The 25,113-nt window shown below is 60.0% G+C and carries 21 protein-coding genes and 4 tRNA genes; 18 read left to right on the top strand and 7 right to left on the bottom strand.

All coding sequences use genetic code 11. The features are described 5' to 3' along the window. Positions 1–147 precede the first annotated feature (147 nt). Positions 148–558, top strand: coding sequence for a PA0061/PA0062 family lipoprotein (locus Q8X51_RS05600; RefSeq protein WP_065927021.1), 411 nt, complete (start codon positions 148–150; stop codon positions 556–558). Here the strand turns inward: Q8X51_RS05600 and Q8X51_RS05595 are convergent. Further along, entirely contained in the window at positions 555–716 is a 162-nt protein-coding gene (locus Q8X51_RS05595; RefSeq protein ID WP_162844269.1) for a hypothetical protein, read from the bottom strand. The two genes, Q8X51_RS05600 and Q8X51_RS05595, sit on opposite strands and share 4 nt — an antisense overlap. A gap of 212 nt (positions 717–928) precedes the next feature. Between Q8X51_RS05595 and Q8X51_RS05590 the strand changes: the two genes are divergently transcribed. After that, positions 929–1,591, top strand: a complete 663-nt coding sequence (locus Q8X51_RS05590) for a peptidase C39 family protein (protein ID WP_407694137.1) — start codon at positions 929–931, stop codon at positions 1,589–1,591. 43 nt (positions 1,592–1,634) lie between these two features. Here the strand turns inward: Q8X51_RS05590 and pbpG are convergent, their stop codons facing one another. After that, the gene (gene pbpG, locus Q8X51_RS05585; RefSeq protein WP_065927030.1) at positions 1,635–2,558 is read right to left on the bottom strand and encodes a D-alanyl-D-alanine endopeptidase; all 924 of its coding nucleotides are present in this window, start codon (positions 2,556–2,558) and stop codon (positions 1,635–1,637) included. A gap of 208 nt (positions 2,559–2,766) precedes the next feature. Then, a complete protein-coding gene (folD, locus tag Q8X51_RS05580) occupies positions 2,767–3,621 on the bottom strand; it encodes a bifunctional methylenetetrahydrofolate dehydrogenase/methenyltetrahydrofolate cyclohydrolase FolD (protein ID WP_065927023.1) in 855 nt (284 codons plus the stop codon). Positions 3,622–3,896: 275 nt separating this feature from the next. Between folD and Q8X51_RS05575 the strand changes: the two genes are divergently transcribed. The 11 genes from Q8X51_RS05575 to Q8X51_RS05525 all read left to right on the top strand — a co-directional run bounded on the left by Q8X51_RS05575 (position 3,897) and on the right by Q8X51_RS05525 (position 13,917). Then, positions 3,897–3,973: transfer RNA gene (locus Q8X51_RS05575), tRNA-Arg, on the top strand. Between the two features lie 32 nt (positions 3,974–4,005). Beyond that, positions 4,006–4,081: transfer RNA gene (locus Q8X51_RS05570), tRNA-His, on the top strand. A gap of 56 nt (positions 4,082–4,137) precedes the next feature. After that, positions 4,138–4,222, top strand: a tRNA-Leu gene (locus Q8X51_RS05565). Positions 4,223–4,298: 76 nt separating this feature from the next. Next, a tRNA-His gene (locus Q8X51_RS05560) sits at positions 4,299–4,374 on the top strand. A gap of 397 nt (positions 4,375–4,771) precedes the next feature. Further along, on the top strand, positions 4,772–6,082 hold the full coding sequence (gene tig, locus Q8X51_RS05555) for a trigger factor (RefSeq protein ID WP_407694136.1): 1,311 nt from the start codon (positions 4,772–4,774) through the stop codon (positions 6,080–6,082). A 91-nt stretch (positions 6,083–6,173) separates the two neighbouring features. Beyond that, on the top strand, positions 6,174–6,809 hold the full coding sequence (gene clpP / locus Q8X51_RS05550) for an ATP-dependent Clp endopeptidase proteolytic subunit ClpP (RefSeq protein ID WP_003174822.1): 636 nt from the start codon (positions 6,174–6,176) through the stop codon (positions 6,807–6,809). A 112-nt stretch (positions 6,810–6,921) separates the two neighbouring features. Beyond that, positions 6,922–8,205 carry an ATP-dependent Clp protease ATP-binding subunit ClpX gene (gene clpX, locus Q8X51_RS05545; RefSeq protein ID WP_003238279.1) on the top strand — a complete coding sequence of 428 codons (1,284 nt, stop codon included), beginning with the start codon at positions 6,922–6,924 and terminating at the stop codon, positions 8,203–8,205. A gap of 162 nt (positions 8,206–8,367) precedes the next feature. Next, positions 8,368–10,764: an endopeptidase La gene (gene lon / locus Q8X51_RS05540; RefSeq protein WP_065927024.1), complete on the top strand. Its 2,397-nt coding sequence runs from the start codon at positions 8,368–8,370 to the stop codon at positions 10,762–10,764. Positions 10,765–10,913: 149 nt separating this feature from the next. Further along, positions 10,914–11,186, top strand: a complete 273-nt coding sequence (locus tag Q8X51_RS05535; RefSeq protein WP_003174819.1) for an HU family DNA-binding protein — start codon at positions 10,914–10,916, stop codon at positions 11,184–11,186. Between the two features lie 230 nt (positions 11,187–11,416). Continuing rightward, positions 11,417–13,291, top strand: coding sequence for a SurA N-terminal domain-containing protein (locus tag Q8X51_RS05530; RefSeq protein WP_027606244.1), 1,875 nt, complete (start codon positions 11,417–11,419; stop codon positions 13,289–13,291). Between the two features lie 101 nt (positions 13,292–13,392). Next, a complete protein-coding gene (locus tag Q8X51_RS05525) occupies positions 13,393–13,917 on the top strand; it encodes a GNAT family N-acetyltransferase (RefSeq protein WP_141690815.1) in 525 nt (174 codons plus the stop codon). Here Q8X51_RS05525 and Q8X51_RS05520 read toward each other — a convergent pair. After that, entirely contained in the window at positions 13,864–15,069 is a 1,206-nt protein-coding gene (locus Q8X51_RS05520) for an MFS transporter (RefSeq protein WP_407694135.1), read from the bottom strand. The genes Q8X51_RS05525 and Q8X51_RS05520 overlap by 54 nt on opposite strands. A 115-nt stretch (positions 15,070–15,184) precedes the next feature. Here Q8X51_RS05520 and Q8X51_RS05515 point away from each other — a divergent pair, with 115 nt between their 5' ends. Together Q8X51_RS05515 and Q8X51_RS05510 are read left to right on the top strand one after the other, a co-directional pair. Then, positions 15,185–16,081, top strand: a complete 897-nt coding sequence (locus Q8X51_RS05515; protein WP_065927027.1) for a LysR family transcriptional regulator — start codon at positions 15,185–15,187, stop codon at positions 16,079–16,081. Positions 16,082–16,170: 89 nt separating this feature from the next. After that, positions 16,171–16,953, top strand: coding sequence for a DUF2242 domain-containing protein (locus Q8X51_RS05510; RefSeq protein ID WP_027606248.1), 783 nt, complete (start codon positions 16,171–16,173; stop codon positions 16,951–16,953). A gap of 1 nt (position 16,954) precedes the next feature. On the opposite strand, the gene aceE is transcribed toward Q8X51_RS05510, so the two are convergent. Further along, on the bottom strand, positions 16,955–19,615 hold the full coding sequence (aceE, locus tag Q8X51_RS05505; protein WP_065924141.1) for a pyruvate dehydrogenase (acetyl-transferring), homodimeric type: 2,661 nt from the start codon (positions 19,613–19,615) through the stop codon (positions 16,955–16,957). A gap of 145 nt (positions 19,616–19,760) precedes the next feature. On the opposite strand from aceE, the gene Q8X51_RS05500 reads away from it, so the two are divergent. Next, positions 19,761–20,237 (top strand): MarR family winged helix-turn-helix transcriptional regulator, encoded by a 477-nt coding sequence (locus Q8X51_RS05500; RefSeq protein WP_027606249.1) that lies wholly within the window; start codon positions 19,761–19,763, stop codon positions 20,235–20,237. A gap of 136 nt (positions 20,238–20,373) precedes the next feature. After that, complete coding sequence (locus tag Q8X51_RS05495) at positions 20,374–20,631, top strand: hypothetical protein (RefSeq protein WP_137212152.1); 258 nt, start codon at positions 20,374–20,376, stop codon at positions 20,629–20,631. Positions 20,632–20,639: 8 nt separating this feature from the next. On the opposite strand, the gene Q8X51_RS05490 is transcribed toward Q8X51_RS05495, so the two are convergent. Next, positions 20,640–21,674, bottom strand: coding sequence for an AraC family transcriptional regulator (locus Q8X51_RS05490; protein ID WP_065924139.1), 1,035 nt, complete (start codon positions 21,672–21,674; stop codon positions 20,640–20,642). 4 nt (positions 21,675–21,678) lie between these two features. Further along, positions 21,679–22,809, bottom strand: a complete 1,131-nt coding sequence (locus Q8X51_RS05485) for a carbon-nitrogen hydrolase family protein (RefSeq protein WP_065924138.1) — start codon at positions 22,807–22,809, stop codon at positions 21,679–21,681. 211 nt (positions 22,810–23,020) lie between these two features. Here Q8X51_RS05485 and Q8X51_RS05480 point away from each other — a divergent pair, with 211 nt between their 5' ends. After that, the gene (locus tag Q8X51_RS05480) at positions 23,021–25,060 is read left to right on the top strand and encodes an NADPH-dependent 2,4-dienoyl-CoA reductase (protein ID WP_323147053.1); all 2,040 of its coding nucleotides are present in this window, start codon (positions 23,021–23,023) and stop codon (positions 25,058–25,060) included. The last annotated feature ends 53 nt before the right edge of the window (positions 25,061–25,113 follow it).

Raw genomic sequence — 25,113 nt, 5'->3', positions numbered from 1 at the left:
ACGCGCCTTTCAGCCAGGTGAAGGAACATTTAGGTAAGGGCTGAAGATCGTTTCATATGGATTCATTTGTTCTACAGGGCGTGGCTGCCCAAGCTTGCATCCCATCGGACGACTTGTCTTTTAACTGATGTTCTTTGGAGCCCTGCCATGTCACTCAAACCTTTATTGTTGATCCCCGCCCTGGGGGCTGTTTTGTTGTTGTCGGCCTGTGCCGGCCCGATTCCCAAGGCGGACCCCAGCGAAGCCTGGATCGGCTTGAAAGAAGAAGCGCCGAACGACCTGATGGCCGAACGTGTGGACGGCAAGCGTGTCGACGACGGGCGCTTTTTCGAGGTGACCCCCGGGGATCACCGCCTGGACGTGACGTTGTTCGAGGAAGAGGCAGGCGACGACAACCAGCAGGACTGCCAGGGTCGGGTCGAGTACAAGGATTTCAAGGCGGGTGAGCATTACACCCTGGTGGAGTCGAGCCTGGGCACCACCGTGCGCGCATCCCTGATGGACGGGCACGGTAAGGAAGTCGCAGCGACTCAGGATTTCAATTGCATGCCTGGCTAGGCGTGGTGCACCGCCGCTCTATGGGGCTTGGCGGGTGCCGCAGGTTTGACGTGGGGGTGATGGTGCCGGCGAGTAATGCGCAACACCCCCCACAACATGGCGCCGGCTACCGCCAGCCAACCGCAGATCAACAGGAAAATCGTTGTTGCAAGGCTCATTTTGGCCTCCTTTTCGCCCCGCAGGGGGCACACACAGTCTTCTCAATGGACAGTCTAGCTACCCGGCGGTTGCCTGCTATTGACCAATGGTCGTGTTCGTCCAACTCGTTTGCTCTATCCGCGACGCTTTACTGAGCCTGTGGGCTATACCCGCGTGGCAGAGCGTCCTATGATCAGGGCCCTCACCGGCAGTTGATCAAGAGAGTAAAAAATTGCGGTTACGGTCGAACCTTAAAACATCCTTGTTGCTGGCCTGTGCCCTGGGGCTCGCGGCCTGTTCCGGGCAGCCGTCGAAACTTCCGGGCCTGCCGGAACGTGTCGAACTCAATGGTGTGCCGACCTTTCGCAGCGAGGCTTATCAGAGTGGTCCTACAGCGTTAGCCAGCATGCTGTCGCAACAAGGCATTGTGATGACACCGGGCTTGTTGGATAAACCGTTGCATTTGCCGGGCGGGGAAGCGGACCTGGAGCGCAACATGCAGGTGCTGGCCCGTGAGTACGGGCTGATGGTGTACCCGCTGGATGCCAAGCTGACCGCGGTACTGGCGCAGGTGGCGGCGGGTTACCCGGTGATGGCGCGGATTGGCGGCGGCCTGTTGTCTGACGCGTGCTACGTGGTCGTGGTGGGTTTCAACCAGCAGAAAAGCACGGTGCTGTTGCGTTCAGGCATGGACCGACGCCTGCTGATGAGCTTCAGCGACTTTGAGTCGAAGTGGAGCAGTGCCGGGCACTGGGCAATCCTCACTCAGCGCCCGAGCCAGTTGCCGGCCAATGTGGATGCGCAGCGCTGGCGGGACTCGGCGAACGCAACGGCCCAGGCCGGGCAGGAGCGGGCGGCGGCGCAGGCGCTCAAGGTGTTGGCGGAACACAAATAAAATGGGAGGGGCGAGCCCCTCCTAAATGAGTTCTCGGTGTTCCTTAGCGGCGGACTTCGGCGGCATTCGCGCGGTTCTTCAGGTTCTTATCAGCCTTGTAGCGCAGAGCGACGTCCGGCACCGAGCCGCCCTTGCCGGTCTCGACCCAGTTACGGATACGGCTGGCATCGGCAAAGTGGGTGAATTTGCCGAAAGCATCCAGGATCACCAGCGACACCGGACGATTACCCATGCGGGTGACCAGCACCAGGCAATGACCGGCCTGGTTGGTGAAACCGGTCTTGGTCAGCTTGATATCCCAGTTGGCGCGGTTGATCAGGTGGTCGGTATTGGAGAAACCCAGGGTGTAGTTGGGCTTGCGGAACGCTACGGTCTTTTCCTTGGTGGTGCTCAACTGGCTCAGCATCGGAAATTTTTGCGCGTAGGCCAGCAGCTTGCTCAAGTCGCGGGCGGTGGACACGTTGTGGATCGACAGGCCGGTGGGCTCGACATAATGGGTGCTGGTCATGCCCAGGGCCTTGGCCTTGGCGTTCATCGCGGCAATAAAGGCCGCGTAGCCGCCCGGATAGTGGTGCGCCAGGCTCGCGGCGGCGCGGTTTTCCGAGGACATCAGGGCAATCAGCAACATCTCCTTGCGCGGCATCTGGCTGCCGATCTTCACGCGGGAGAACACGCCTTTCATCTCCGGCGTGTCGGTGATGTTAATGTCGATGTACTCGTCCATGTTCTGCTTGGCTTCAAGCACGATCAGGCCCGTCATCAGTTTGCTCACCGAGGCGATAGGCACCACCACGTCGGGGTTGCTGGCGTAGATGACCTTGTTGGTTTGCAGGTCCACCAGCATGGCGCTGCCGGAAGCGATCTGCAGTTTGGATGGATCCCGCGGCGCCAGGGCGGAGTCGGCAGCGTGTGCAAAGGTGCCGGTGAAAGCAAAAAATAGGCTGACAATGGAAAGACGAATTTTCACGCGGATGAACTCGCTAAAAAAGTAAGAAATACCGTTGGGAAACGGGTTCTGTGACAAATGGCGTTACATTTTAGGAGTATGGACGACAGACTGTCGAATGTTCTTCTAAAACCAGACGAAAGTGCTTAAAAACTAAGAAAAAACAGGTTTTCTTCCGGGCAATAAAAAGCCCTGCGATAAGGCAGGGCTTTTTCAGTACGACTGGTTATTAACCGTGCAGGGTTTCTGCGGCGTACAGGGTATTTTCCAGCAGGCAGGCACGGGTCATCGGGCCAACGCCACCCGGCACCGGGGTGATCCAGCCAGCGCGGGGCAGGGCGGTTTCATACACCACGTCGCCGACCAGCTTGCCGTCTTCCTGGCGGTTGATGCCCACGTCGATGACGATGGCGCCTTCCTTGATCCATTCGCCCTTGACCAGGCCCGGCTTACCGGCGGCCACGACGACCAGGTCGGCACGGCCAACGTGGCCTGCGAGGTCCTTGGTGAAACGGTGGGTCACGGTGACGGTGCAACCGGCCAGCAGCAACTCCATGGCCATGGGGCGGCCCACGATGTTGGACGCGCCGACGATGACGGCATCGAGGCCGTACAGGTCGACACCGGTGCTTTCCAGCAGGGTCATGATGCCTTTGGGCGTGCACGGGCGCAGCAGCGGGATACGCTGGGCCAGGCGGCCGACGTTATAGGGATGGAAACCGTCGACGTCTTTGTCAGGGCGGATGCGCTCGAGCAACTTGGACGCGTCCAGGTGCGCGGGCAATGGCAATTGCAGGAGGATGCCGTCCATCGCCGGGTCGTCGTTGAGGCTGTCGATCAGGTCGGTCAGGGCCTGCTGGGTGGTGTCGGCAGGCAGGTCGTAGGCCTTGGAAAGAAAGCCGACCTCTTCACAGTCTTTACGCTTGTGCGAGACATAAACCTGAGAGGCAGGATCGCTGCCGACCAGGATCACCGCGAGGCCAGGCGTGCGCAAGCCTTGCTGGCTGCGCTCGGTGACTCGTTTGGCGATCTGCTGGCGCAGGCTGGCGGCGATTGATTTGCCGTCGATAAGTTGTGCAGTCATTACGCGTGATTAACCATCGAGAGGGGGAGGAAAAGTGCGCGCATTCTCGCACGCCACGGCGTGAGGGCAAAGGCGCTTGGTCCGCAAATTGGCCTAACCCCTTAAATAAAATGAATTTTTTTCAAAAAAGATTTGACGGGTTTCCAGGCCCTCTATACTATTCGTCGCACTTGTCGGGCACAGCCTAGCACTGGTTAAGAAGGTCGAGCAGAATCGTTGTTCTGCAAGGCTGGAAGCACTTAGTTTGTAATCCTCCAAGAGTACAGATTAATAAGGCGCCCGTAGCTCAGCTGGATAGAGCATCCGCCTTCTAAGCGGATGGTCGCAGGTTCGAGTCCTGCCGGGTGCGCCATTAGGCAGCTTTGGCACAAGTAGCGCTATATGGTGGGCGTAGCTCAGTTGGTAGAGCACGGGATTGTGACTCCCGTTGTCGAGGGTTCGATCCCCTTCGTCCACCCCATATTTTGAAAGGCGCCAGATTAACCGTCTGGCGCCTTTGCTTTAAGAGCTTCAAGCGCGGATGTGGTGGAATTGGTAGACACACTGGATTTAGGTTCCAGCGCCGCAAGGCGTAAGAGTTCGAGTCTCTTCATCCGCACCAATAAAGCTTTACTCGGTCTATACGCAGGGTAGGGCTCGACAAAGAAGTGGTTTGGTTTCTTTGTTAACGCAATATGGTGGGCGTAGCTCAGTTGGTAGAGCACGGGATTGTGACTCCCGTTGTCGAGGGTTCGATCCCCTTCGTCCACCCCATATTCGAAAGGCGCCAGATTTAACAGTCTGGCGCCTTTTTTGGTTTTGGCGGTTCGGATTGTCGTGGCTGCAGGTTCTGGGTCGCGATGGCGGTGCGTTTCATCGTATTTATGTGTCTCGATGATACTGCGTTGTTATCTGCCCTCACTGCGGGGTGGGCGTCAGGGAGATGAGCGACGACCCCTTCTATATATAGAAGGGGCGGCGCAGAGCCCTGGCGTGATTGGCTTTATTTGTCACCGGGGCGGGGCGCGACAGTGCCTTCGTATCGATAAATTGCCGGCTGTTTACGGGCGTATTTCCAGTAGGGTGACTTCTTGAGTTTGACCCACTAGAATGCATGCCCTTGATTGGGGTCGGAAATGGCCGGCTAACGTCTGTGCAACGAGGAATATCCATGCAAGTTTCTGTTGAAAATACTACTGCTCTCGAGCGCCGCATGAGCATCACCGTGCCGGCTGAGCGCATCGAGACTGCGGTCAACAAGCGTCTGCAGCAGACTGCCCAAAAGGCCAAGATCGCTGGTTTCCGTCCAGGCAAAGTGCCAATGAGCGAAATCAAGCGCCGTTTTGGTGCTGATGCACGCAATGAAGCCGTCGGTGACGTGATCCAGGCTTCTTTCTACGAAGCAGTGGTTGAGCAAAAGCTGAACCCGGCTGGTTCGCCTTCGATCGAACCCAAGTCCCTGGAAGCGGGCAAGGACCTGGAATACGTTGCCGTATTCGAAGTGTTCCCCGAGTTCGAAGTGGCCGGTTTCGACGGTATCGCTATCGAGCGCCTGAGCGCCGAAGTGGCTGATTCGGACCTGGACAACATGCTGGAAATCCTGCGCAAGCAGAACACCCGTTTCGAAGTGGTCGACCGTGCTGCCCAGAACGAAGACCAGTTGAACATCGATTTCGTTGGCAAGGTTGACGGCGAAGCATTCGCTGGCGGCTCCGCCAAGGGCACTCAGCTGGTGCTGGGTTCCAACCGCATGATTCCTGGCTTCGAAGACGGCCTGGTTGGCGCCAAGGCTGGCGAAGAGCGGGTCCTGAACCTGGAATTCCCTGCTGACTACCAGAACCTGGACCTGGCTGGCAAAGCCGCCGAGTTCACCGTGACCGTCAACAGCGTTTCCGAGCCTAAGCTGCCAGAGCTGAACGAAGAATTCTTCAATCAGTTCGGCATCAAGGAAACCGGTATCGAAGGCTTCCGCACCGAAGTTCGCAAGAACATGGAGCGCGAGCTGCGCCAGGCTATCAAGTCCAAGGTCAAGAACCAGGTCATGGACGGTCTGCTGGCCTCCAACCCGATCGAAGTGCCTAAGGCCCTGCTGTCCAACGAAGTGGATCGCCTGCGCGTACAGGCTGTCCAGCAGTTCGGCGGCAACATCAAGCCAGACCAGCTGCCGGCCGAGCTGTTCGAAGAGCAAGCCAAGCGCCGTGTGGTGCTGGGTCTGATCGTGGCTGAAGTGGTCAAGCAGTTCGACCTCAAGCCTGACGAAGATCGCGTCCGCGAAATGATCCAGGAAATGGCTTCGGCCTACCAGGAGCCTGAGCAGGTCGTGTCCTGGTACTACAAGAACGACCAGCAGCTGAACGAAGTACGTTCGGTTGTGCTGGAAGAACAAGTTGTGGATACTGTTCTGCAGAAGGCTAAGGTGACCGATAAAGCGGTCTCTTACGAAGAAGCAGTCAAGCCGGCGGAAGCAGCACAAGCCGACTGATTGTCCAACTCGTTGGAAATTCAACCATAAGCCAGCCTCGCGCTGGCTTATGCGTTTTCAAGACATGACTATTTGGGAGTAACTGCAGAGCATGTTCCGTAATTCCTATATTCAGCAGAACTCTGATATCCAGGCCGCAGGCGGCCTGGTCCCGATGGTTGTCGAGCAGTCCGCTCGTGGTGAACGCGCCTACGACATCTACTCGCGCCTGCTCAAGGAGCGAGTGATCTTTCTGGTGGGCCCGGTAGAGGACTACATGGCCAACCTGATCTGTGCGCAACTGCTGTTCCTTGAAGCGGAAAACCCGGACAAGGACATCCATCTCTACATCAACTCGCCGGGCGGTTCGGTGACAGCGGGCATGTCGATCTACGACACCATGCAGTTCATCAAGCCGAACGTATCGACTACCTGCATTGGCCAGGCCTGCAGCATGGGCGCGTTCCTGCTGACCGCAGGTGCCGAGGGCAAGCGTTACTGCCTGCCGAACTCGCGCGTGATGATTCACCAGCCACTGGGCGGTTTCCAGGGCCAGGCGTCGGACATCGAAATCCACGCCAAGGAAATCCTCTTCATCCGCGAACGTCTCAACACGCTGATGGCCAAGCACAGCGGGCACACCCTGGAAGAAATCGAGCGCGACACCAACCGTGACAACTTCATGAGCGCCGAAGCCGCACGTGAATATGGGTTGATCGACGCAGTGATCGAAAAGCGCCCCGCTTAATATAAGCCGCTCAAAATAGGGCTGGTCGGGTTTCCCGATCATCTGCGGGCTTGAAAAAGCCCGCATAAGCCTTCATCTTGTGTTGCAAGCCTATCGGATTTGGATCGAACGAATGACTGACACCCGCAACGGCGAGGACAACGGCAAGCTGCTCTATTGCTCCTTCTGTGGCAAAAGCCAGCATGAAGTGCGCAAATTGATTGCCGGCCCCTCGGTCTTTATCTGCGACGAGTGCGTCGACCTGTGCAATGACATCATCCGTGAGGAGGTGCAGGAAGCCCAGGCCGAAAGCAGCGCGCATAAATTGCCTTCGCCTAAAGAAATCAGCGGCATCCTTGATCAGTATGTGATTGGTCAAGAGCGTGCAAAGAAGGTTCTGGCCGTAGCGGTATACAACCACTACAAGCGCTTGAACCAGCGTGACAAGAAAGGCGACGAAGTCGAACTCGGCAAGAGCAACATCTTGCTGATCGGTCCTACAGGCTCGGGTAAGACCCTGCTTGCAGAAACCCTCGCTCGCCTGCTGAACGTTCCGTTCACCATCGCTGACGCCACCACCCTCACCGAGGCTGGCTACGTGGGCGAAGATGTCGAGAACATCATTCAGAAACTGCTGCAGAAGTGCGACTACGACGTAGAGAAGGCCCAGATGGGTATTGTCTACATCGACGAAATCGACAAGATCTCGCGCAAGTCCGACAACCCGTCGATCACTCGGGACGTTTCCGGTGAAGGCGTGCAGCAGGCCCTGTTGAAACTGATCGAAGGCACGGTTGCTTCCGTACCGCCACAAGGCGGCCGCAAGCACCCGCAGCAGGAATTCCTTCAGGTTGATACGCGCAACATCCTGTTTATCTGTGGCGGTGCATTCTCCGGCCTGGAGAAGGTTATTCAGCAACGGTCTACCCGTGGCGGCATCGGTTTCAGTGCAGAAGTGCGCAGCAAGGAAGAAGGCAAGAAGGTGGGCGAGTCCCTGCGTGAAGTCGAGCCTGACGATCTGGTCAAGTTCGGTCTGATCCCGGAATTCGTTGGCCGTCTGCCGGTCCTGGCCACGTTGGACGAGTTGGATGAGGCGGCTCTGATTCAGATCCTCACCGAACCGAAAAACGCCCTGACCAAGCAATACGCCAAGCTGTTCGAGATGGAAGGTGTGGACCTTGAGTTCCGTACCGACGCGCTCAAATCGGTGGCCAAGCGGGCACTGGAGCGCAAGACCGGTGCACGTGGCCTGCGTTCGATCCTCGAAGGTGTATTGCTCGACACCATGTACGAAATCCCCTCGCAGTCCGAGGTGAGTAAAGTGGTGATCGACGAAAGCGTTATAGAAGGTAAGTCCAAGCCACTGTATATCTACGAAAACAGTGAGCCGACTGCCAAGGCTGCGCCAGACGCGTAAGCGTTTCGCAGTTTTGGTACAAACGAAGGGGCCTCTAGGGGCTCCTTTGTTTTTCATAAGGATTTTTACTGCGTGTAACTGCCAGCATTGAGCTTGTTTTTTTTACACGCAGCCCCCATCTTGGTTTCAAGCTTATTTTTCAACTGTCATAGAGGCGAAATCATGAAGACAACCATCGAATTGCCTCTCCTGCCGTTGCGTGATGTCGTCGTCTATCCGCACATGGTTATCCCGCTGTTCGTGGGGCGCGAGAAGTCTATCGAAGCCCTCGAGGCCGCGATGACGGGCGACAAGCAGATCCTGCTGTTGGCCCAGAAAAATCCTGCCGATGATGATCCAGGCGAAGATGCCCTGTATCGCGTCGGCACCATTGCCACTGTCCTGCAACTGCTCAAGCTGCCCGATGGCACCGTCAAGGTGCTGGTGGAAGGCGAGCAGCGCGGTGCGGTAGAGCGTTTCATGGAGGTGGACGGCCACCTGCGCGCCGAAGTGGTGCTGATCGACGAAGTCGAGGCCCCTGAGCGCGAGTCCGAAGTGTTTGTGCGCAGCCTGCTCTCGCAGTTCGAGCAGTACGTGCAGTTGGGCAAGAAAGTCCCGGCTGAAGTCCTGTCTTCCCTCAATAGCATCGATGAGCCAAGCCGCCTGGTCGACACCATGGCCGCGCACATGGCGCTGAAGATCGAGCAGAAGCAGGACATCCTCGAAATCATTGACCTGTCGGCCCGTGTCGAACACGTGCTGGCGTTGCTGGATGCCGAGATCGACCTGCTCCAGGTCGAGAAGCGCATCCGGGGTCGGGTCAAAAAACAAATGGAGCGCAGCCAGCGCGAGTACTACCTGAATGAGCAGATGAAGGCCATTCAGAAGGAACTCGGCGACAGCGAGGAAGGCCACAACGAAATCGAAGAGCTGAAAAAGCGCATCGATGCTGCCGGCCTGCCGAAAGACGCCCTGGCCAAAGCCACCGCCGAGTTGAACAAGCTCAAGCAAATGTCGCCGATGTCGGCCGAAGCCACCGTGGTGCGCTCGTACATCGACTGGCTGGTGCAGGTGCCGTGGAAGGCCCAGACCAAGGTACGCCTGGACCTGGCCCGTGCCGAAGATATCCTTGATGCCGACCACTATGGCCTTGAAGAAGTCAAAGAACGCATCCTCGAATACCTCGCCGTGCAGAAGCGCGTGAAGAAGATTCGTGGCCCGGTGTTGTGCCTGGTTGGCCCGCCTGGGGTAGGTAAAACCTCCCTGGCCGAGTCCATCGCCAATGCCACCAACCGTAAATTCGTGCGCATGGCCCTCGGTGGTGTGCGCGATGAGGCGGAAATTCGTGGCCATCGCCGGACTTACATCGGTTCGATGCCAGGAAGATTGATTCAAAAAATGACAAAGGTGGGTGTGCGCAACCCGCTGTTCCTGCTCGATGAAATCGACAAAATGGGCAGCGACATGCGTGGCGATCCGGCATCGGCCTTGCTGGAAGTGCTCGACCCTGAGCAGAACCACAATTTCAACGACCATTACCTGGAGGTCGACTACGACCTGTCCGACGTAATGTTCCTGTGCACCTCCAACTCCATGAACATCCCGCCGGCATTGCTGGACCGGATGGAGGTGATTCGTCTGCCGGGTTACACCGAAGACGAGAAGATCAATATCGCCGTCAAATACCTCGCGCCCAAGCAGATTTCGGCCAATGGCCTGAAGAAGGGCGAGATCGAATTCGACGTCGAGTCGATCCGCGACATCGTGCGCTACTACACTCGCGAGGCCGGTGTCCGGGGCCTTGAGCGCCAGATCGCGAAGATTTGCCGCAAGGCGGTCAAGGAGCACGCGCTGGAAAAACGCTTCTCGGTGAAGGTCTCGGCCGACGCTCTTGAGCACTTCCTGGGTGTGCGTAAATTCCGTTACGGCCTGGCAGAACAGCAGGATCAGGTAGGGCAGGTGACTGGCCTGGCGTGGACCCAGGTGGGCGGCGAATTGCTGACCATCGAAGCTGCGGTGATCCCCGGCAAGGGCCAGTTGATCAAGACCGGCTCCCTCGGTGACGTGATGGTCGAATCCATTACCGCCGCGCAGACCGTGGTGCGCAGCCGCGCCAGGAGCCTGGGGATCCCCCTGGACTTCCACGAGAAGCACGACACCCACATCCACATGCCGGAAGGGGCTACACCGAAGGATGGTCCGAGCGCTGGCGTAGGCATGTGCACGGCCCTGGTTTCGGCATTGACCGGCATACCGGTGCGCGCCGATGTTGCGATGACCGGGGAAATCACCCTGCGTGGCCAGGTATTGGCCATTGGTGGCCTGAAAGAGAAATTGCTGGCTGCACACCGCGGTGGCATCAAGACTGTGATCATTCCTGAAGAGAATGTTCGCGACTTGAAGGAAATTCCTGACAATATCAAGCAGGATCTTCAGATTAAACCGGTTAAATGGATTGACGAGGTCCTGCAAATTGCGCTGCAATACGCGCCGGAGCCCTTGCCGGATGTGGTTCCGGAGATAGTTGCAAAGGACGAAAAACGAGAGTCTGATTCCAAGGAAAGAATTAGCACGCATTAATGTGAATAAGCCTGGGGGCTTCCTTGACAGCTTTTTAGAGCCCTTGTTATAAAGCGGCTCTTAAGTGTCTGTAGGCCATTCAGCACTGGTTTTTGCTGTTTACCAAAAAACTTAGAATCATACTCAATAGATATATAAGGGGACTTAGAGTGAACAAGTCGGAACTGATTGATGCTATCGCTGCATCCGCTGATATCCCGAAAGCTGCTGCCGGCCGTGCGCTGGATGCAGTAATCGAATCCGTCACTGGCGCTCTGAAGGCCGGCGACTCCGTGGTACTGGTAGGCTTCGGTACTTTCTCTGTGACTGACCGCCCAGCTCGCACTGGCCGTAACCCACAGACTGGCAAAGCACTGCAAATCGCTGCTGCCAAGAAACCAGGTTTCAAAGCCGGTAAAGCCCTGAAAGAAGCGGTTAACTAAGCTTCGATCAAGCCTTTGCTACCCGGGTCGGACGCAGGTCTGGCCTGGCAGCGGAGCGAAAGCTGACCCAAGTATCCATCGGGTCGCCAAGCCGGGGGTGTAGATTCAACCCCCCGTCCGCTCCGCCAGTTACGAGAAGGCGCATCCTCGGATGCGCCTTTCTTCTATCCGGACTCTACCCACGCTCCACGGTTGCCAATTTTTGAAGTTCAACCGTTTCTGGGGGACGCATGCTGCAAAATATCAGGGACAATTCACAAGGCTGGATTGCCAAGACCATTATCGGGATCATCGTCGCATTGATGGCGTTCACCGGTATCGAGGCCATTTTCCAGGCTTCGACCAACACCAAGCAGGACGTGGCCAAGGTCAACGGTGAAGAAATCACCCAGACTGAACTGAGCCAGGCCGTCGACATGCAACGTCGCCAGCTGATGCAACAGCTGGGCAAGGATTTCGATGCTTCACTGCTGGACGAAAAACTGCTGCGCGAAGCGGCCCTCAAGGGCCTGATCGATCGCAAGCTGCTGCTGCAAGGCGCTGCCGACTCCAAGTTTGGCTTCTCTGAAGCTGCACTGGACCAGGTGATCCTGCAGACGCCGGAATTCCAGGTGGACGGCAAGTTCAACGCCGAACGCTTTGACCAGGTGATCCGTCAGCTGGGCTACAGCCGTCTGCAGTTCCGTCAGATGCTGACCCAGGAAATGCTGATCGGCCAGGTGCGCGCAGGCATCGCCGGCAGCGGTTTCGTGACCGACGCCGAAGTGCTGGCATTCGCCCGTCTGGAAAAACAGACCCGCGATTTCGCTACCGTCAATATCAAGGCCAACCCTGCGGCGGTGAAACTCACCGACGACGAGGTCAAGGCTTACTATGACCAGCACGCCAAGGAGTTCATGACCCCGGACCAGGTGGTCATTGACTACTTGGAACTGAAGAAGTCTTCCTTCTTCGACCAGGTCAGCGTCAAGGACGATGAACTGCAGGCTGCCTATCAGAAAGAAACCGCCAACCTCGCTGAACAGCGTCGTGCCGCGCACATCCTGATTGAAGTCAACGACAAGGTCACCGACGCGCAAGCCAAGGCCAAGATCGAAGAAATCCAGGCACGCCTGGCCAAGGGTGAGAAGTTCGAGGCCCTGGCCAAGGAGTTCTCCCAGGATCCAGGTTCGGCCAACAATGGCGGCGATCTGGGCTTTGCCGGCCCTGGCGTCTACGACCCTGACTTCGAAGCTGCCTTGTACGCGTTGAACAAAGACCAGGTTTCGGCGCCGGTGCGCAGCACCTTCGGTTGGCATTTGATCAAGCTGTTGGGCGTTGAAGCACCGCAAGTGCCGACGTTTGCCAGCCTGAAAGACAAGCTGACCCGCGAGCTCAAGACCCAACAGGTCGAGCAGCGTTTTGTCGAAGCAACCAAGCAATTGGAAGATGCGGCATTCGAAGCCTCCGACCTGGCCCAACCAGCATCGGACCTGAAGCTGACCGTACACACCTCCGCGCCGTTTGGCCGTGAAGGTGGTGACGGTGTCGCGGCCAACCGCGCCGTGGTCACCGCTGCGTTCAGCCCGGAAGTGCTGGATGAGGGTGCCAACAGCAGCGCCATCGAGCTGGACCCGGAAACCATCATCGTGCTGCGTGCCAAAGAGCACCGCAAACCGGCGCAACTGCCGCTGGAAAGCGTTGCTGCGGCGATTCGCACACAGATGGCCAAGGAGCGCGCCAGCGCGGCTGCCAAGACTCACGCTGACGAACTGATCGCCAGCCTGCGTGATGGCAAGACCCCGCTGAACCAGCCGGTCGACGGCCAGGCCTGGAAAGTCACTGAAGCGGCTACCCGTAGCCAGGAAGCGATTGACCCGGCCGTGCTGCAAGCCCTGTTCCGCATGCCCAAGCCTGCGGCCAAGGACAAGCCGACCTTCACCACCGTGACCCTGGCTGATGGCAGCCTGGTGATCGTGCGCTTGAACGGCGTCAACGAAGCGGCCGCCCCAACGGACGAAGAAAAGGCGCAATACCGCCGCTTCCTCGCTTCCCGTGTCGGCCAGCAGGACTTTGCGGCGTACCGCAAGCAGTTGGAAACCAAGGCTGATATCAAGAAGTACTGATGTCGCTTTGAACAAGAAGCCCCCGGCCTGAAAAGACCGGGGGCTTTTTTATGTGTGCGCTAGACTGGGTACTCGGTATCGTCGACCCAGGAGTTCCAAGCGTGTTGATTCAAGGAATGGATGGCTTGCTGATCCGCCGCGCCAGCGTGGCGGATGTTCCTGCGGTGCTGCAGGTGTTCGACGAGGTGATCGCCTGGTTCGTTGGCAGGGGCAATACCCATCAGTGGGGCACCGAGCCCTGGTCGGGGTCGCCCCGGCGGGTCGCGCAAGTGGCTGAAGCCTGCGCGTTGCCCGGGGCCTGGGTTGTCGAGGACCCCGAGGGGCATCTCCGAGGAGCGCTGGTGGTGGGCGATCCCATGCCTTATGTACCTTCGGCGACTGAGCCCGAGGTGTATGTGCGCCTGTTGATTGCCGCGCGTGACCCGAGTGTTCGCGGCCTTGGCCGGCGCATGATGGCCTTTGCCGATGACCAGGCCCGCGCAGCAGGAGTCACGCGCTTGCGTGTGGACTGCTACGGCGGCGGGACAGGGGATCTGGTGCGTTTTTATGAGTCCTGTGGCTACCAGCGCATTTCAACGTTCGACTTGGCGGGGTGGCCGGGCCAACTGCTGGGGCGCCGCCTGTGATGCACCGGCCCAGGCCAGCAGCATCAGAAGCACAACCGCCCATGGAAAGGCCGTGACGCCCCAACCTTGAAGCAATACGCCACCCGCCAGGCCGCCACCGGCTATCCCCAGGTTCCACACGGTCACCAGCATGGATTGTGCGGCATCCGCCGACTTGCCCGCCGATTGGGCCAGTGCGGTTTGCAGCAATGCCGGCAAACCGCCGAACGCCAGGCCCCATAACGTCACGGCGATATAGATGACTGCCGGCACATTGATCCACAACGCCAGCGCAAGGGCGATCAGGCCAAACAGCGCACAACTGATCAGCAGCAAGGCGCGCAACCACCGGTCAATCAATACACCTGCCAGCCAGATGCTCAGCACTGCCGCGAGGCCGAACACCAGCAGTACTCGGTCAACGTCCGCATCGACCCCTGCGGGCACCAGCAACGGGGCGATGTAGGTGTACAGAATGTTGTGGGCCAGCACGTAGGTAAACGTCACCCATAGCACCGGACGAATGCCCGGCAGGTTCAGCACCTGGCGCAGCCCCAGGCGTCTATCCGCCCGTTCGCCGGCAAAGTCCGGCAGTTGCCAGCGTGCCCAGGCGAGCAGCACCAGGGTCAGCCCGGTCATGATCGCAAAGCTCAAGCGCCAGCCAACGGCGGTGCCGAGGAAGGTGCCCGCAGGTACACCCAGCGACAGCGCCAGGGGTGCACCCAGCATCGCCACGGCAATGGCGCGACCTTGCAGGTGTGGCGCCACCATTCGGCTCGCATAACCCGCCAGCAACGCCCACAGCAACCCGGCGAAGACCCCGGCAAAAAAGCGCGCCACCAGGGTCAACCCGTAATGGCTGGACAGCGCGGTTACGCTATTGACCAAGGCAAAGCCGCCAATGGCCAGCAGCAACAACGGCCGCCTGCGCCAGCCGCGGGTCAGCAGCGTCAGCGGGATGGCTGCCAGCAGGGAGCCAAGGGCGTAGAGGGTAACCAATTGGCCGACCAAGGCGGGCGACACGCCCAGGCCGTCGCCCATCTGCGGCAGAAGCCCGGCGGGCATGGCTTCGGTGAGGATGGTAATAAAGCCGGCGCTGGCCAGGGCCATTAGACCGCCCAAGGGTAAAGAATCCCGTTGGGCTGATGCGGTGAGTGAAGGGCTGCTGCTCATGACGTTTTATCCAGGTAAAAGGGCAAGCAGGCAGAGTAGGGGGCTGTGGTTGACGGAAAAACAGGCTAAGGTTCCGAACTTATCGGACGCGGATGTCCGTAATTGGAGGCAGATCATGGACAGCTTGGGCAGCCTGTCGGTATTTGTGCAGGTGGCGCAGACGCTCAGCTTCACCGCCGCCGGCCGCGTGCTGGGGGTGTCGTCGTCGGCCGTGGGCAAAAGCATTGCGCGGATGGAAGAGCGCCTGGGCGTGCGGCTGTTTCACCGCAGCACGCGCAGTATCACCTTGACCAGTGAAGGTGCACTGTTCCTTGAGCGCTCGCGGCGGATTCTCGCTGAGGTGGAAGCGGCCGAGCAGGAGCTGACGGACGCCGCTGCAACGCCACGGGGCAAGTTGCGCATCAGTGTGCCGCAGGTGCGCGGCTTGTTGATGCCGGTGCTCAGTGACTTTATGCGCACCTACCCGGAGATCGAGCTGGACGTGGATTTTTCCGACCGCATGGTGGACGTGATCGAGGAAGGTTTCGATGCGGTGATTCGCACGGGCAAGCCGGAAGATTCGCGCTTGATGGCGCGTCATCTGGGCCACTACCAGTTGGTACTCGTCGCCACGCCGGGCTACTTCGCCCAACACGGCACGCCGCAGCAACCACAGGACCTCAATGGCCACGCCTGCCTGCGCCACAAGTTCTGCGCCACGGGCAAGCTCGAGCCCTGGCCGTTGCGCCTTGCCCCGGGGGCTGCGGAACCGCTGTTGCGTACGCCGCTGGTCAGCACCACCATCGAGTCCCTCAAGCATGTGGTGCTCGAGGGCTTGGGCATTGCCTGCCTGCCGGACTACATGGTCAACCAGGCCGTGGACGAAGGGCGCTTGCAACGGGTGCTGGATGATGACCTGGAGCATCGGGGCAATTTCTGGATATTGTGGCCCGGTCGCCATACCTCGGCCAAGCTCCGCGTATTTATTGACCATATGTGCGCCGGGCTTTTCCCTGCAGGCCCCGGCGCGTAACCCTGTGACGTTTTACCGACAGGAATGCGCGCGCCAAGGCCTCGTTCTGTTGCACAATACCGCCCAGACCGTTTTCCTCAGGATTATCAATGTCGACATCATTCCACTTGCGTAGCCTCGGGCTGGCGCTGGTGCTGGCGGGCGCCGCGGGCTGCTCGTCACCCAAGACCGCTATTTATGAACATGAGAACTTCGACGACTCCGGTACATTTTCCCGGGATTACCCGGTTACCGATGTAGCGGCGTGCGAGGCCGCGCGGCGCGCCTTGCTGAGCCAGGGCTACATCATCACCAGCAGCGATCCGAAACTGGTCGTGGGTAACAAGAGCTTCCAGCAGACCGGCGAAACGCACCTGCAGATCAGCTTCAACGTGGTGTGCGCCGATGATGGCAAAGGCAAGAACCACTCGACGATGTTCGCCAATGCCCTGCAGGATCGTTATGCGCTGAAGAAGGTCAACAACTCCGCGAGCCTGGGCGTGGGCGTGCTGGGGTCGGTGTCGATGCCGATCGGCTCTACCGATGACTCGATGGTGAAGGTGGCCAGTGAGACGGTGTCCGCGCCGAAGTTCTACGACCGTTACTTTGCGTTGGTGGATGTGTTCCTGCCACAGGAAGTGAAGAAGGCCGAGCATATCCCCGAGCAGCCCAAGGCCGACCTCGGTGTGCCGGAGCCGAAGGCCGCACCGGCTGCAGAGAAAGTCGAGGCGCCGAAGGAAGAGCCTGCCGCACCGGCTGCCTCGGAGCCGGTTGTGCCCGCGCCTGAGGCTGCACCGATTGCGCCGCAGGCCGAGCCCGCACCCGCTGCCACCACGCCGGACCTGCCGCCGCCGACAGAAGCGATTCCGCCCCTGCCGACGCCTGCGCAGTAAATCAAACCGCTACGGGGTCGGCCTTGTCGACGTTGATCCCGTAGCGTTTGATCGCTTCACTGACCTTGTCGCGACCGATCACGCCGTCATCCGCCAGTGCCTTCAGGGCAGCCAGGGCGATGAAGTGGCGATCCACCTCAAAGAACGCGCGCAAGGCTTCCCGGGTGTCTGATTGCCCGAAACCATCAGTGCCCAGTGCGACAAAGCGTCGGCCCGGCACGAACGGACGGATCTGATCGGCGAACAGCTTCACGTAATCCGTCGCCACCACCACCGGTCCCGTTTGCCCGGCCAGGCATTGCTCGACGTAGCTCTCGCGTGGCTCACGCTCGGGGTGCAACAGGTTCCAGCGCTCCACCGCGTGCCCGTCACGGCGCAATTCGGTCAGGCTGGTCACGCTCCATACATTGCATTGCACGGCAAAGTCGTTGGCGAGCAGGTCGGCGGCGGCGATCACTTCGCGCAGGATCGAACCACTGCCCATCAGTTGCACCTTGGCGTGCTGGCTGCCGCTCAGGCGGTACATGCCTTTAACAATGCCATCCTCCATACCTTCGGGCATTGCCGGGTGCGGGTAGTTTTCGTTGAGCAGGGTGATGTAGTAGTAAATATCCTCCTGTTCGACATACATACGCCGCATGCCTTCGCGAATAATCACCGCCAGTTCGTAGGCAAAGGTCGGGTCATAGGACACGCAGCACGGAATCACCGACGACAGGATATGGCTATGGCCATCGTCATGCTGCAGGCCTTCGCCCATCAACGTGGTGCGCCCGGCCGTGGCACCCAGCAGGAAACCACGTGCCCGTGCATCGCCCGCTGCCCAGGCCAGGTCGCCGACGCGCTGGAAGCCGAACATCGAATAGAAGATGTAGAACGGCACGGTCATCAGGCCGTGATTGCTGTAGGACGTACTCGCCGCTATCCACGAGGAAATGGCCCCGGACTCATTCAGGCCTTCCTGCATGATCTGTCCGTCCTTGCTCTCCTTGTAATAGCTCAGTTGCCCGGAGTCCTGTGGGGTGTAGAGCTGGCCGACGGCAGAGTGGATACCGATCTGACGGAACAGGCTTTCCATGCCGAAGGTGCGTGATTCGTCCGGCACGATGGGCACGATCAGCTTGCCCAGGTGCGGGTCTTTCAGCAGGGTGCCGAGGATGCGCACGAAGGCCATGGTGGTTGATATCGCGCGCTCGCCAGTGTCCTTGAGCTGAGTGGCGAAGGCGCTCAGTTCGGGGATCTGCAACGGTTCGACCGCCGTGTGGCGCGCGGGTACATAGCCGCCCAGGGCCTGGCGACGCGCGGCGAAGTAACGGGCTTCTTCGCTGTCGGCGGTGGGCTTGAGGTACGGAATTTCAGCCAGTTGCTCATCGGGCACTTCCAGGCCGAAGCGGTCGCGGAAGGCTTTGACGGCATCGGCGCCCATCTTTTTCAGTTGGTGATTGATGTTCTGGCCTTCGCCGGCTTCGCCCATGCCAAAGCCCTTGACGGTCTTTGCCAGGATCACCGTTGGTTGGCCGCTGTGGCGTACGGCGGCAGCATAGGCGTTGTAGACCTTGTCCGGGTCATGGCCGCCCCGTGAGAGTTTCCAGATATCGTCGTCTGACAGGTCTGCAACCAGTGCCAGCAACTCCGGGTATTTGCCGAAGAAATGTTCGCGCACATAGGCGCCGTTCTGGGATTTGTAGTTCTGGTAGTCACCGTCCACGCACTCCATCATGCGCTGGCGCAGCAGGCCGCCGGTGTCTTTTTCCAGCAGCGCATCCCAGCCACCGCCCCAGATCACTTTGATCACATTCCAGCCGGCGGCGCGGTACAGGCTTTCGAACTCCTGGATCACCTTGGCATTGCCGCGTACCGGGCCGTCCAGACGTTGCAGGTTGCAGTTGACCACGAAGATCAGGTTGTCGAGTTTCTCGCGCCCGGCCAGGGAAATGGCGGCCAGGGATTCCGGCTGGTCCATTTCGCCATCACCGAGGAATGCCCAGACCTTGCGGCCCTGGTGTTGCTTGAGGTCACGAAACTCCAGGTAGCGCATAAAGCGCGCCTGGTAGGCCGCCGTGATCGGCCCGAGGCCCATGGACACGGTGGGGAATTGCCAGAAGTCCGGCATCAGCCGTGGGTGGGGGTAGGACGAAATGCCCTCGCCACCGGCTTCGCGGCGGAAGTTATCCAGTTGTGCTTCGCTGATGCGGCCTTCGAGGTAGGCACGGCCGTAGATGCCTGGCGAGGAGTGGCCCTGGATGTACACCAGGTCGCCGTCGAAGTTGTCGGTGCGGCCACGGAAGAAGTGGTCGAAACCTACGTCGTACAGCACAGCGGCTGACGCATAAGTGGCGATATGCCCACCCACACCGGAGTGTTTGCCTGCACGCAATACCATGGCCATGGCGTTCCAGCGGATAAACGCGTTGATACGGCGTTCGATGACCAGGTTGCCGGGGTAGGGCAACTGGCGTTCCACCGGGATGGTGTTGACGTAAGGCGTGGTCACCCGCCCGTAGAAATCACCATGCCGCGCCACGTCGAAATCCAGCAACTGATCGATCAGGTAATGGGCGCGCGGGCGACCTTCGGTGGACAGCACCGATTCGATGGACTCCAGCCACTCGCGGGTTTCCTGTGGATCGACGTCGCGTCTGACTACGTTATTCGGGGTCATGTGAGGCTCCAGGGTCGGCGGATTTCAAGTGGCGGGCTCCTTGTGGGAACGTCGTCAATGTTGTTGCAATTGCAACTACATGGCCGAATCTAGCGCGGGATGAGCTACTATTGCAACCTTCTTGAAATCCGCCGGATGGTGTTGCATGTCGTCGAAAGAGCCTGATGTATGGTTCCGTTTTGTCAGGGCCCACAGGACGGTCATCCGTGAAATCGAGCGCCGCCTGGCGGCCGCCGACTTGCCGCCTTACGCCTGGTACGATGCACTGTGGGGCCTTGAAAGCGGCCCCGAAGGCACCCGCCGCATGCACGAATTGGCCGATGTGCTGGCCATCGAGCGCTATAACCTCACGCGCCTGGTAGATCGCCTGGAAAAGGACGGCCTGGTGCTGCGTTCACGTTCCGACGGCGATGGCCGCGCCGCATTTGCGTCGATCACCGATGCCGGCCGGGCGTTGCGTAAAAAAATGTGGAAGATCTACGAAAGTACGGTGGACGAGTTGTTCCTGTCGCAGATCGAACCGCAGCAGCGCCAGGCGTTTGCCGAGGCGTTGGAGCGTACCGCCGGGATGGCGGTGGAGGCGGGTGTCCAAACCCGTGGTCGACGCAAGTCTGAAACTTGATGCAGATCGAATGTGGGAGGGGGCTTGCTCCCGATAGCGGTGGGTCAGTGACAGATGTGTTGACTGACACCCAGCTATCGGGGGCAAGCCCCCTCCCACATTGGAATGCTTCCCGTCCATTTCAGTGCATCCCTGATTGCAATCGCGCCTCAAAACCCCGGTGCTAAATCCGCACAACGCTGCTACGTTTAATCCTGGAGTGCAGGAACGTCATGACGTCGACATTTTTTCGTCATCACGGCACTTTAGGCTGGCTGTGCAGGTCATTTATCTGCAGCCGCTTTTAATTCAAAACAAGGAGCCCACCATGGACGAATACCAGGAAGAACTGCTGGAGTACCAGGCCTTTGAACTGGATCCTCTGGATCCGGCCGATGACGCCACCGAGCTGTAAGACCGACTTCAGGCGGAATGCCGCTGACTGCGGCGAAATTCCCCTGGGGTCTGGTTGTTCCATCGCCTGAACGCCCGTTGAAACGCCTGGGCCGAGGCAAAACCGAGCAAGTAGGCGATTTCGCCGAATGCCAGTTCCGTATCGCGAATGTAGGTCATGGCCAGGTCGCGGCGGGTATCGTTGAGAATCGCGCGAAACTGTGTGCCTTCTTCGGCCAGTTTGCGGCGCAGTGTCCAGGTCGGCAGCTTCAAGCGTGCCGCCACTTCTTCCAGGTCGGGTTCCCGGCCGCCATTGAGCATCGGCCCGAGCAACCGGGTAATGCGCTCGCGCAGGCTGCGGGTGCGGGTCAACTGCTCCAGTTCCCGTTCACACAGTTGCAGCAACAGGTGCCAGGTACTCGGACAATGCTGCGGGTTGCGCAGGGCCAGGGTTTGCTGGCTCAGGCGCAGTTGATTGGCGTCGGCGCCGAACTGGATCGGGCCATCGCCCAGCACCGCGTACTGTTCGCTGTAGTCCGGCGCTTCAAACTCGATTTCAATCCGCTGCGCCTGCACCGTTTGCTGGGCCAGGCTCGAAAGTTGCTGCAGCCAGCCGGCGATGATCGAGTCCACCACGAAGCGGTTGTAGGCGTTATAGGGGCTGATGGAATAGAAACGCAGCCAGGCGCCTTCGGCGTCCTCGTGAAAACTTGATTGGCCGCGATAGTTGGAGCCGTACAGCGCCTCGAAGCGGGTCAGGGTGCGCGCCGCCTCACGTACGTTGGGTGCCTGGGCGGCGGTGACCCCGGCCAGCCCGGCCTGGCTCAGGCGGCTGAGCTGGCCCATGCGCAGGCCCAGGCCGGGGTCGCCGGTGAGTTGGATGGCCGCATGGCCCAGGCGCATATAACGGGGGATCGACAAGCGTGCACCCGCTTCGGCGAGGCGCGCGGGGTCGAGGCCGTATTGCAGCAGCAGCGGTTGCGGGTCGAGGCCGTGGCTGTGGATCGCGTCGGCCAGAGTGTGCACGAAGCCCACCGACAAATCACCCAGGCGCACCGGCTTCACGGGGTTACAGCCAGATATTCAGCAGGCGCGCACCACGGGCGTCGCCGTCGGCGCTGATCTGCCCGTAGCTGCTGAGAAAGCTGTGCCCGGCCGTGCCCAGGTCCCAGAACTGCCCACGCAGGAATACGCTCATGCCAGCGGTTGCCTGGCTGACGGGTTGCTGGCTGATCAGCGTCAGGCGCCGCCAGGCCTCACCTTCGCTGAGTTCTTCAGGCTTGAGGCTGATTTCCGGTGGCGTGGACACGCTCTTGAAGCCGCGCCATGGTCGATCCCAGGTATCGCGACCCAGCACAAAGGCCGGTACCGCAATCAGTTGCGCACCTTGCTCGTTGAGCTTGCGATAGTTGTCCGGGTACCAGCTGTCACTGCCGACCAACACGCCGAGGCGCCCGGCCGGGGTGTCGACCACGCTGACGATGTTTTCGTCACCGGGTTCGATAAAACCGCGTTCATCGTAGATCGGATAAAGCTGGCGCTGGGGATCACCGAGGGGCAATCCGTCCGCCGCGAACACCACGCTGGCGTTGTACAAGGCGCCATGGCCGACCTGCAGTTGGCCCTGGCTGACGCTGGGGTTGGGCAGGGCGATGGAGCCGGCCACCAGCGTGACGCCAAACTCCTTGGCCAGGCCGCCGAACAGCACCTGATAGTCCCGCGCCATGCCGGAGGCTTTCATGCGCAGGTAGGCGTCATCGGTGCGGTTATCGCCGGTTGCGCTGATCCAGGCACGCGCAAACAGCAGCGGGTTGCTGACCGACAGCCAGTTCATCGCATCCTTCACGTGCAGCGCCTGGTACACCTCATTTTTTTCACCGGTCAACATCAGCCAGGTGCCGATATGTTCAGGCAGCACCACGATGGTTTTTTCGTTGATCAACCCCTGGTCCCGGGCCTTTTGCAGATAGGCCGCGAGCTTCAGGTGCAGGCGTTCCAGGCTCTGGTAATCGGCGGGAAACAGCTCCGGCTGGATGCCCAGCAAGTTGCCGCGATCGGCGGGCAGGCCTTCGTTGACGGCGAGGGTGATGCGCAGGTCCGACAGGTAATGCCCCACGGGGCGCTCCTGGGTCCAGACCAGATACGCGGCGACTGCGGCAACCAGGGCCATGGAGACGGTAAAAGCGAGAAGTTTACGCATGGGGCAACAGACAACAGACCGGGTGCAGGGTTCGCGACTAGGGTAGGGCCCCGGCAGCGGCTTGCCAAGGGGCGCTGTGCATTTGGATCAATAACTTGTCAGTTTCAGTCATTGAGCCGTCGTCCACCGCCTCTTAGTCTGTGGGACATAAACCGATGGGGTGCCATTCGAGCCCTCCACGTCCCGTGATGATCCGTTGTGGAGCTGTACCATGACCGCTGCTGCCTACCCGCACCTGCTGGCCCCGTTGGACCTGGGTTTTACCACCTTGCGCAACCGCACCCTGATGGGCTCGATGCACACGGGCCTGGAAGAAAAGCCCGGTGGGTTCGAGCGCATGGCGGCCTACTTTGCCGAGCGCGCCCGTGGCGGCGTGGGCCTGATGGTCACTGGCGGCATTGGCCCGAATGATGAAGGCGGGGTGTATTCCGGCGCGGCCAAGCTCACCACCGAAGAAGAAGCGCAGAAGCACAGGATCGTCACGCAGGCCGTGCATGAGGCGGGCGGCAAGATCTGCATGCAGATCCTCCACGCCGGCCGTTATGCGTACAGCCCAAAACAGGTGGCGCCGAGTGCGATCCAGGCGCCGATCAACCCGTTCAAGCCCAAGGAGCTGGACGAGGAAGGCATCGAGAAGCAAATCCAGGATTTCGTCACCTGCTCGCTGCTGGCCCAGGTCGCCGAGTACGACGGCGTGGAAATCATGGGTTCCGAAGGTTACTTCATCAACCAGTTCCTCGCCGCCCACACCAACCACCGCACCGACCGTTGGGGCGGCAGCTACGAAAACCGTATGCGCCTGGCGGTGGAGATCGTGCACCGCGTGCGTGAAGCGGTGGGCCCGAACTTCATCATTATCTTCCGCCTGTCGATGCTCGACCTGGTGGAAGGCGGCAGCACTTGGGAAGAAATTGTGCAGTTGGCCAAGGCCATCGAGCAGGCCGGCGCGACCATCATCAACACCGGCATCGGCTGGCACGAAGCGCGTATCCCGACCATCGCCACCAAAGTACCCCGTGGCGCGTTCAGCAAAGTCACGGCCAAATTGCGCGGTGCGGTGCAGATCCCGCTGATCACCACCAACCGCATCAACACACCGGAGATTGCCGAGCAGATCCTCGCCGAAGGCGATGCCGACATGGTCTCGATGGCGCGGCCTTTCCTCGCCGACCCCGAGTTCGTCAACAAGGCCGCCGCCGGCCGCGCCGATGAAATCAACACCTGCATCGGCTGCAACCAGGCTTGCCTGGACCACACCTTTGGCGGCAAGTTGACCACCTGCCTGGTCAACCCGCGGGCCTGCTATGAAACCGAACTCAACTACCTGCCGGTCAAGCAGATCAAGAAAATCGCCGTGGTCGGTGCCGGCCCCGCAGGCCTGGCCGCCGCCACCGTGGCGGCTGAGCGTGGCCACCAGGTGACCTTATTCGATTCGGCCAGTGAGATCGGCGGCCAATTCAATATCGCCAAGCGCGTACCGGGCAAGGAAGAGTTTTTCGAGACCCTGCGCTACTTCAATCGCAAGTTGCAGACCACCCACGTCGAGCTGTGCCTCAACACCCGTGTCGACACCGCACAACTGGTGGCGGGCGGTTACGACGAGATCGTCCTGGCCACCGGCATTGCGCCGCGCACGCCGGCGATTCCGGGCGTTGAAAATGCCAAAGTGCTGAGCTACCTGGACGTGATCCTCGAGCGCAAGCCGGTGGGCAAGCGCGTCGCGGTGATCGGCGCCGGCGGCATTGGTTTTGACGTGTCGGAATTCCTCGTGCATGAAGGCGTGTCTACCAGCCTCGACCGCGAAGCGTTCTGGAAAGAGTGGGGCATCGACACCCAGTTGCAAGCCCGTGGCGGTGTGGCCGGGATCAAGCCGCAACCCCATGCCCCGGCCCGTGATGTGTTCCTGTTGCAACGCAAGGCTTCCAAGGTCGGCGACGGCCTGGGCAAGACCACCGGCTGGATCCACCGTACCGGCTTGAAGAACAAGCGCGTGCAGATGCTTAACAGCGTCGAGTACCTGAAGATCGACGATGACGGCCTGCATATCCGCATCGGTGCCGAAGGTGAGCCGCAGCTGTTGGCCGTGGACAACATCGTCATCTGCGCCGGGCAAGACCCGCTGCGCGAGTTGCAGGACGGCCTGGTCGCCGCAGGGCAGAACGTGCACCTGATCGGCGGCGCCGATGTGGCGGCCGAGCTGGACGCCAAGCGCGCCATCAACCAAGGCTCACGGCTCGCCGCCGAGCTGTAAGGCGATGCAAGGGGCGGTGTTAGACTACCGCCCCTTTTTCGATGCAGATGCCG

Origin of the sequence: Pseudomonas sp. Yb2C2 (assembly GCF_052112325.1) — a bacterium.
GTDB lineage: Bacteria > Pseudomonadota > Gammaproteobacteria > Pseudomonadales > Pseudomonadaceae > Aquipseudomonas > Aquipseudomonas marginalis.
Note: the sequence above shows the minus strand (reverse complement) of the source record. Positions and strands in the feature narration are given on the sequence as shown.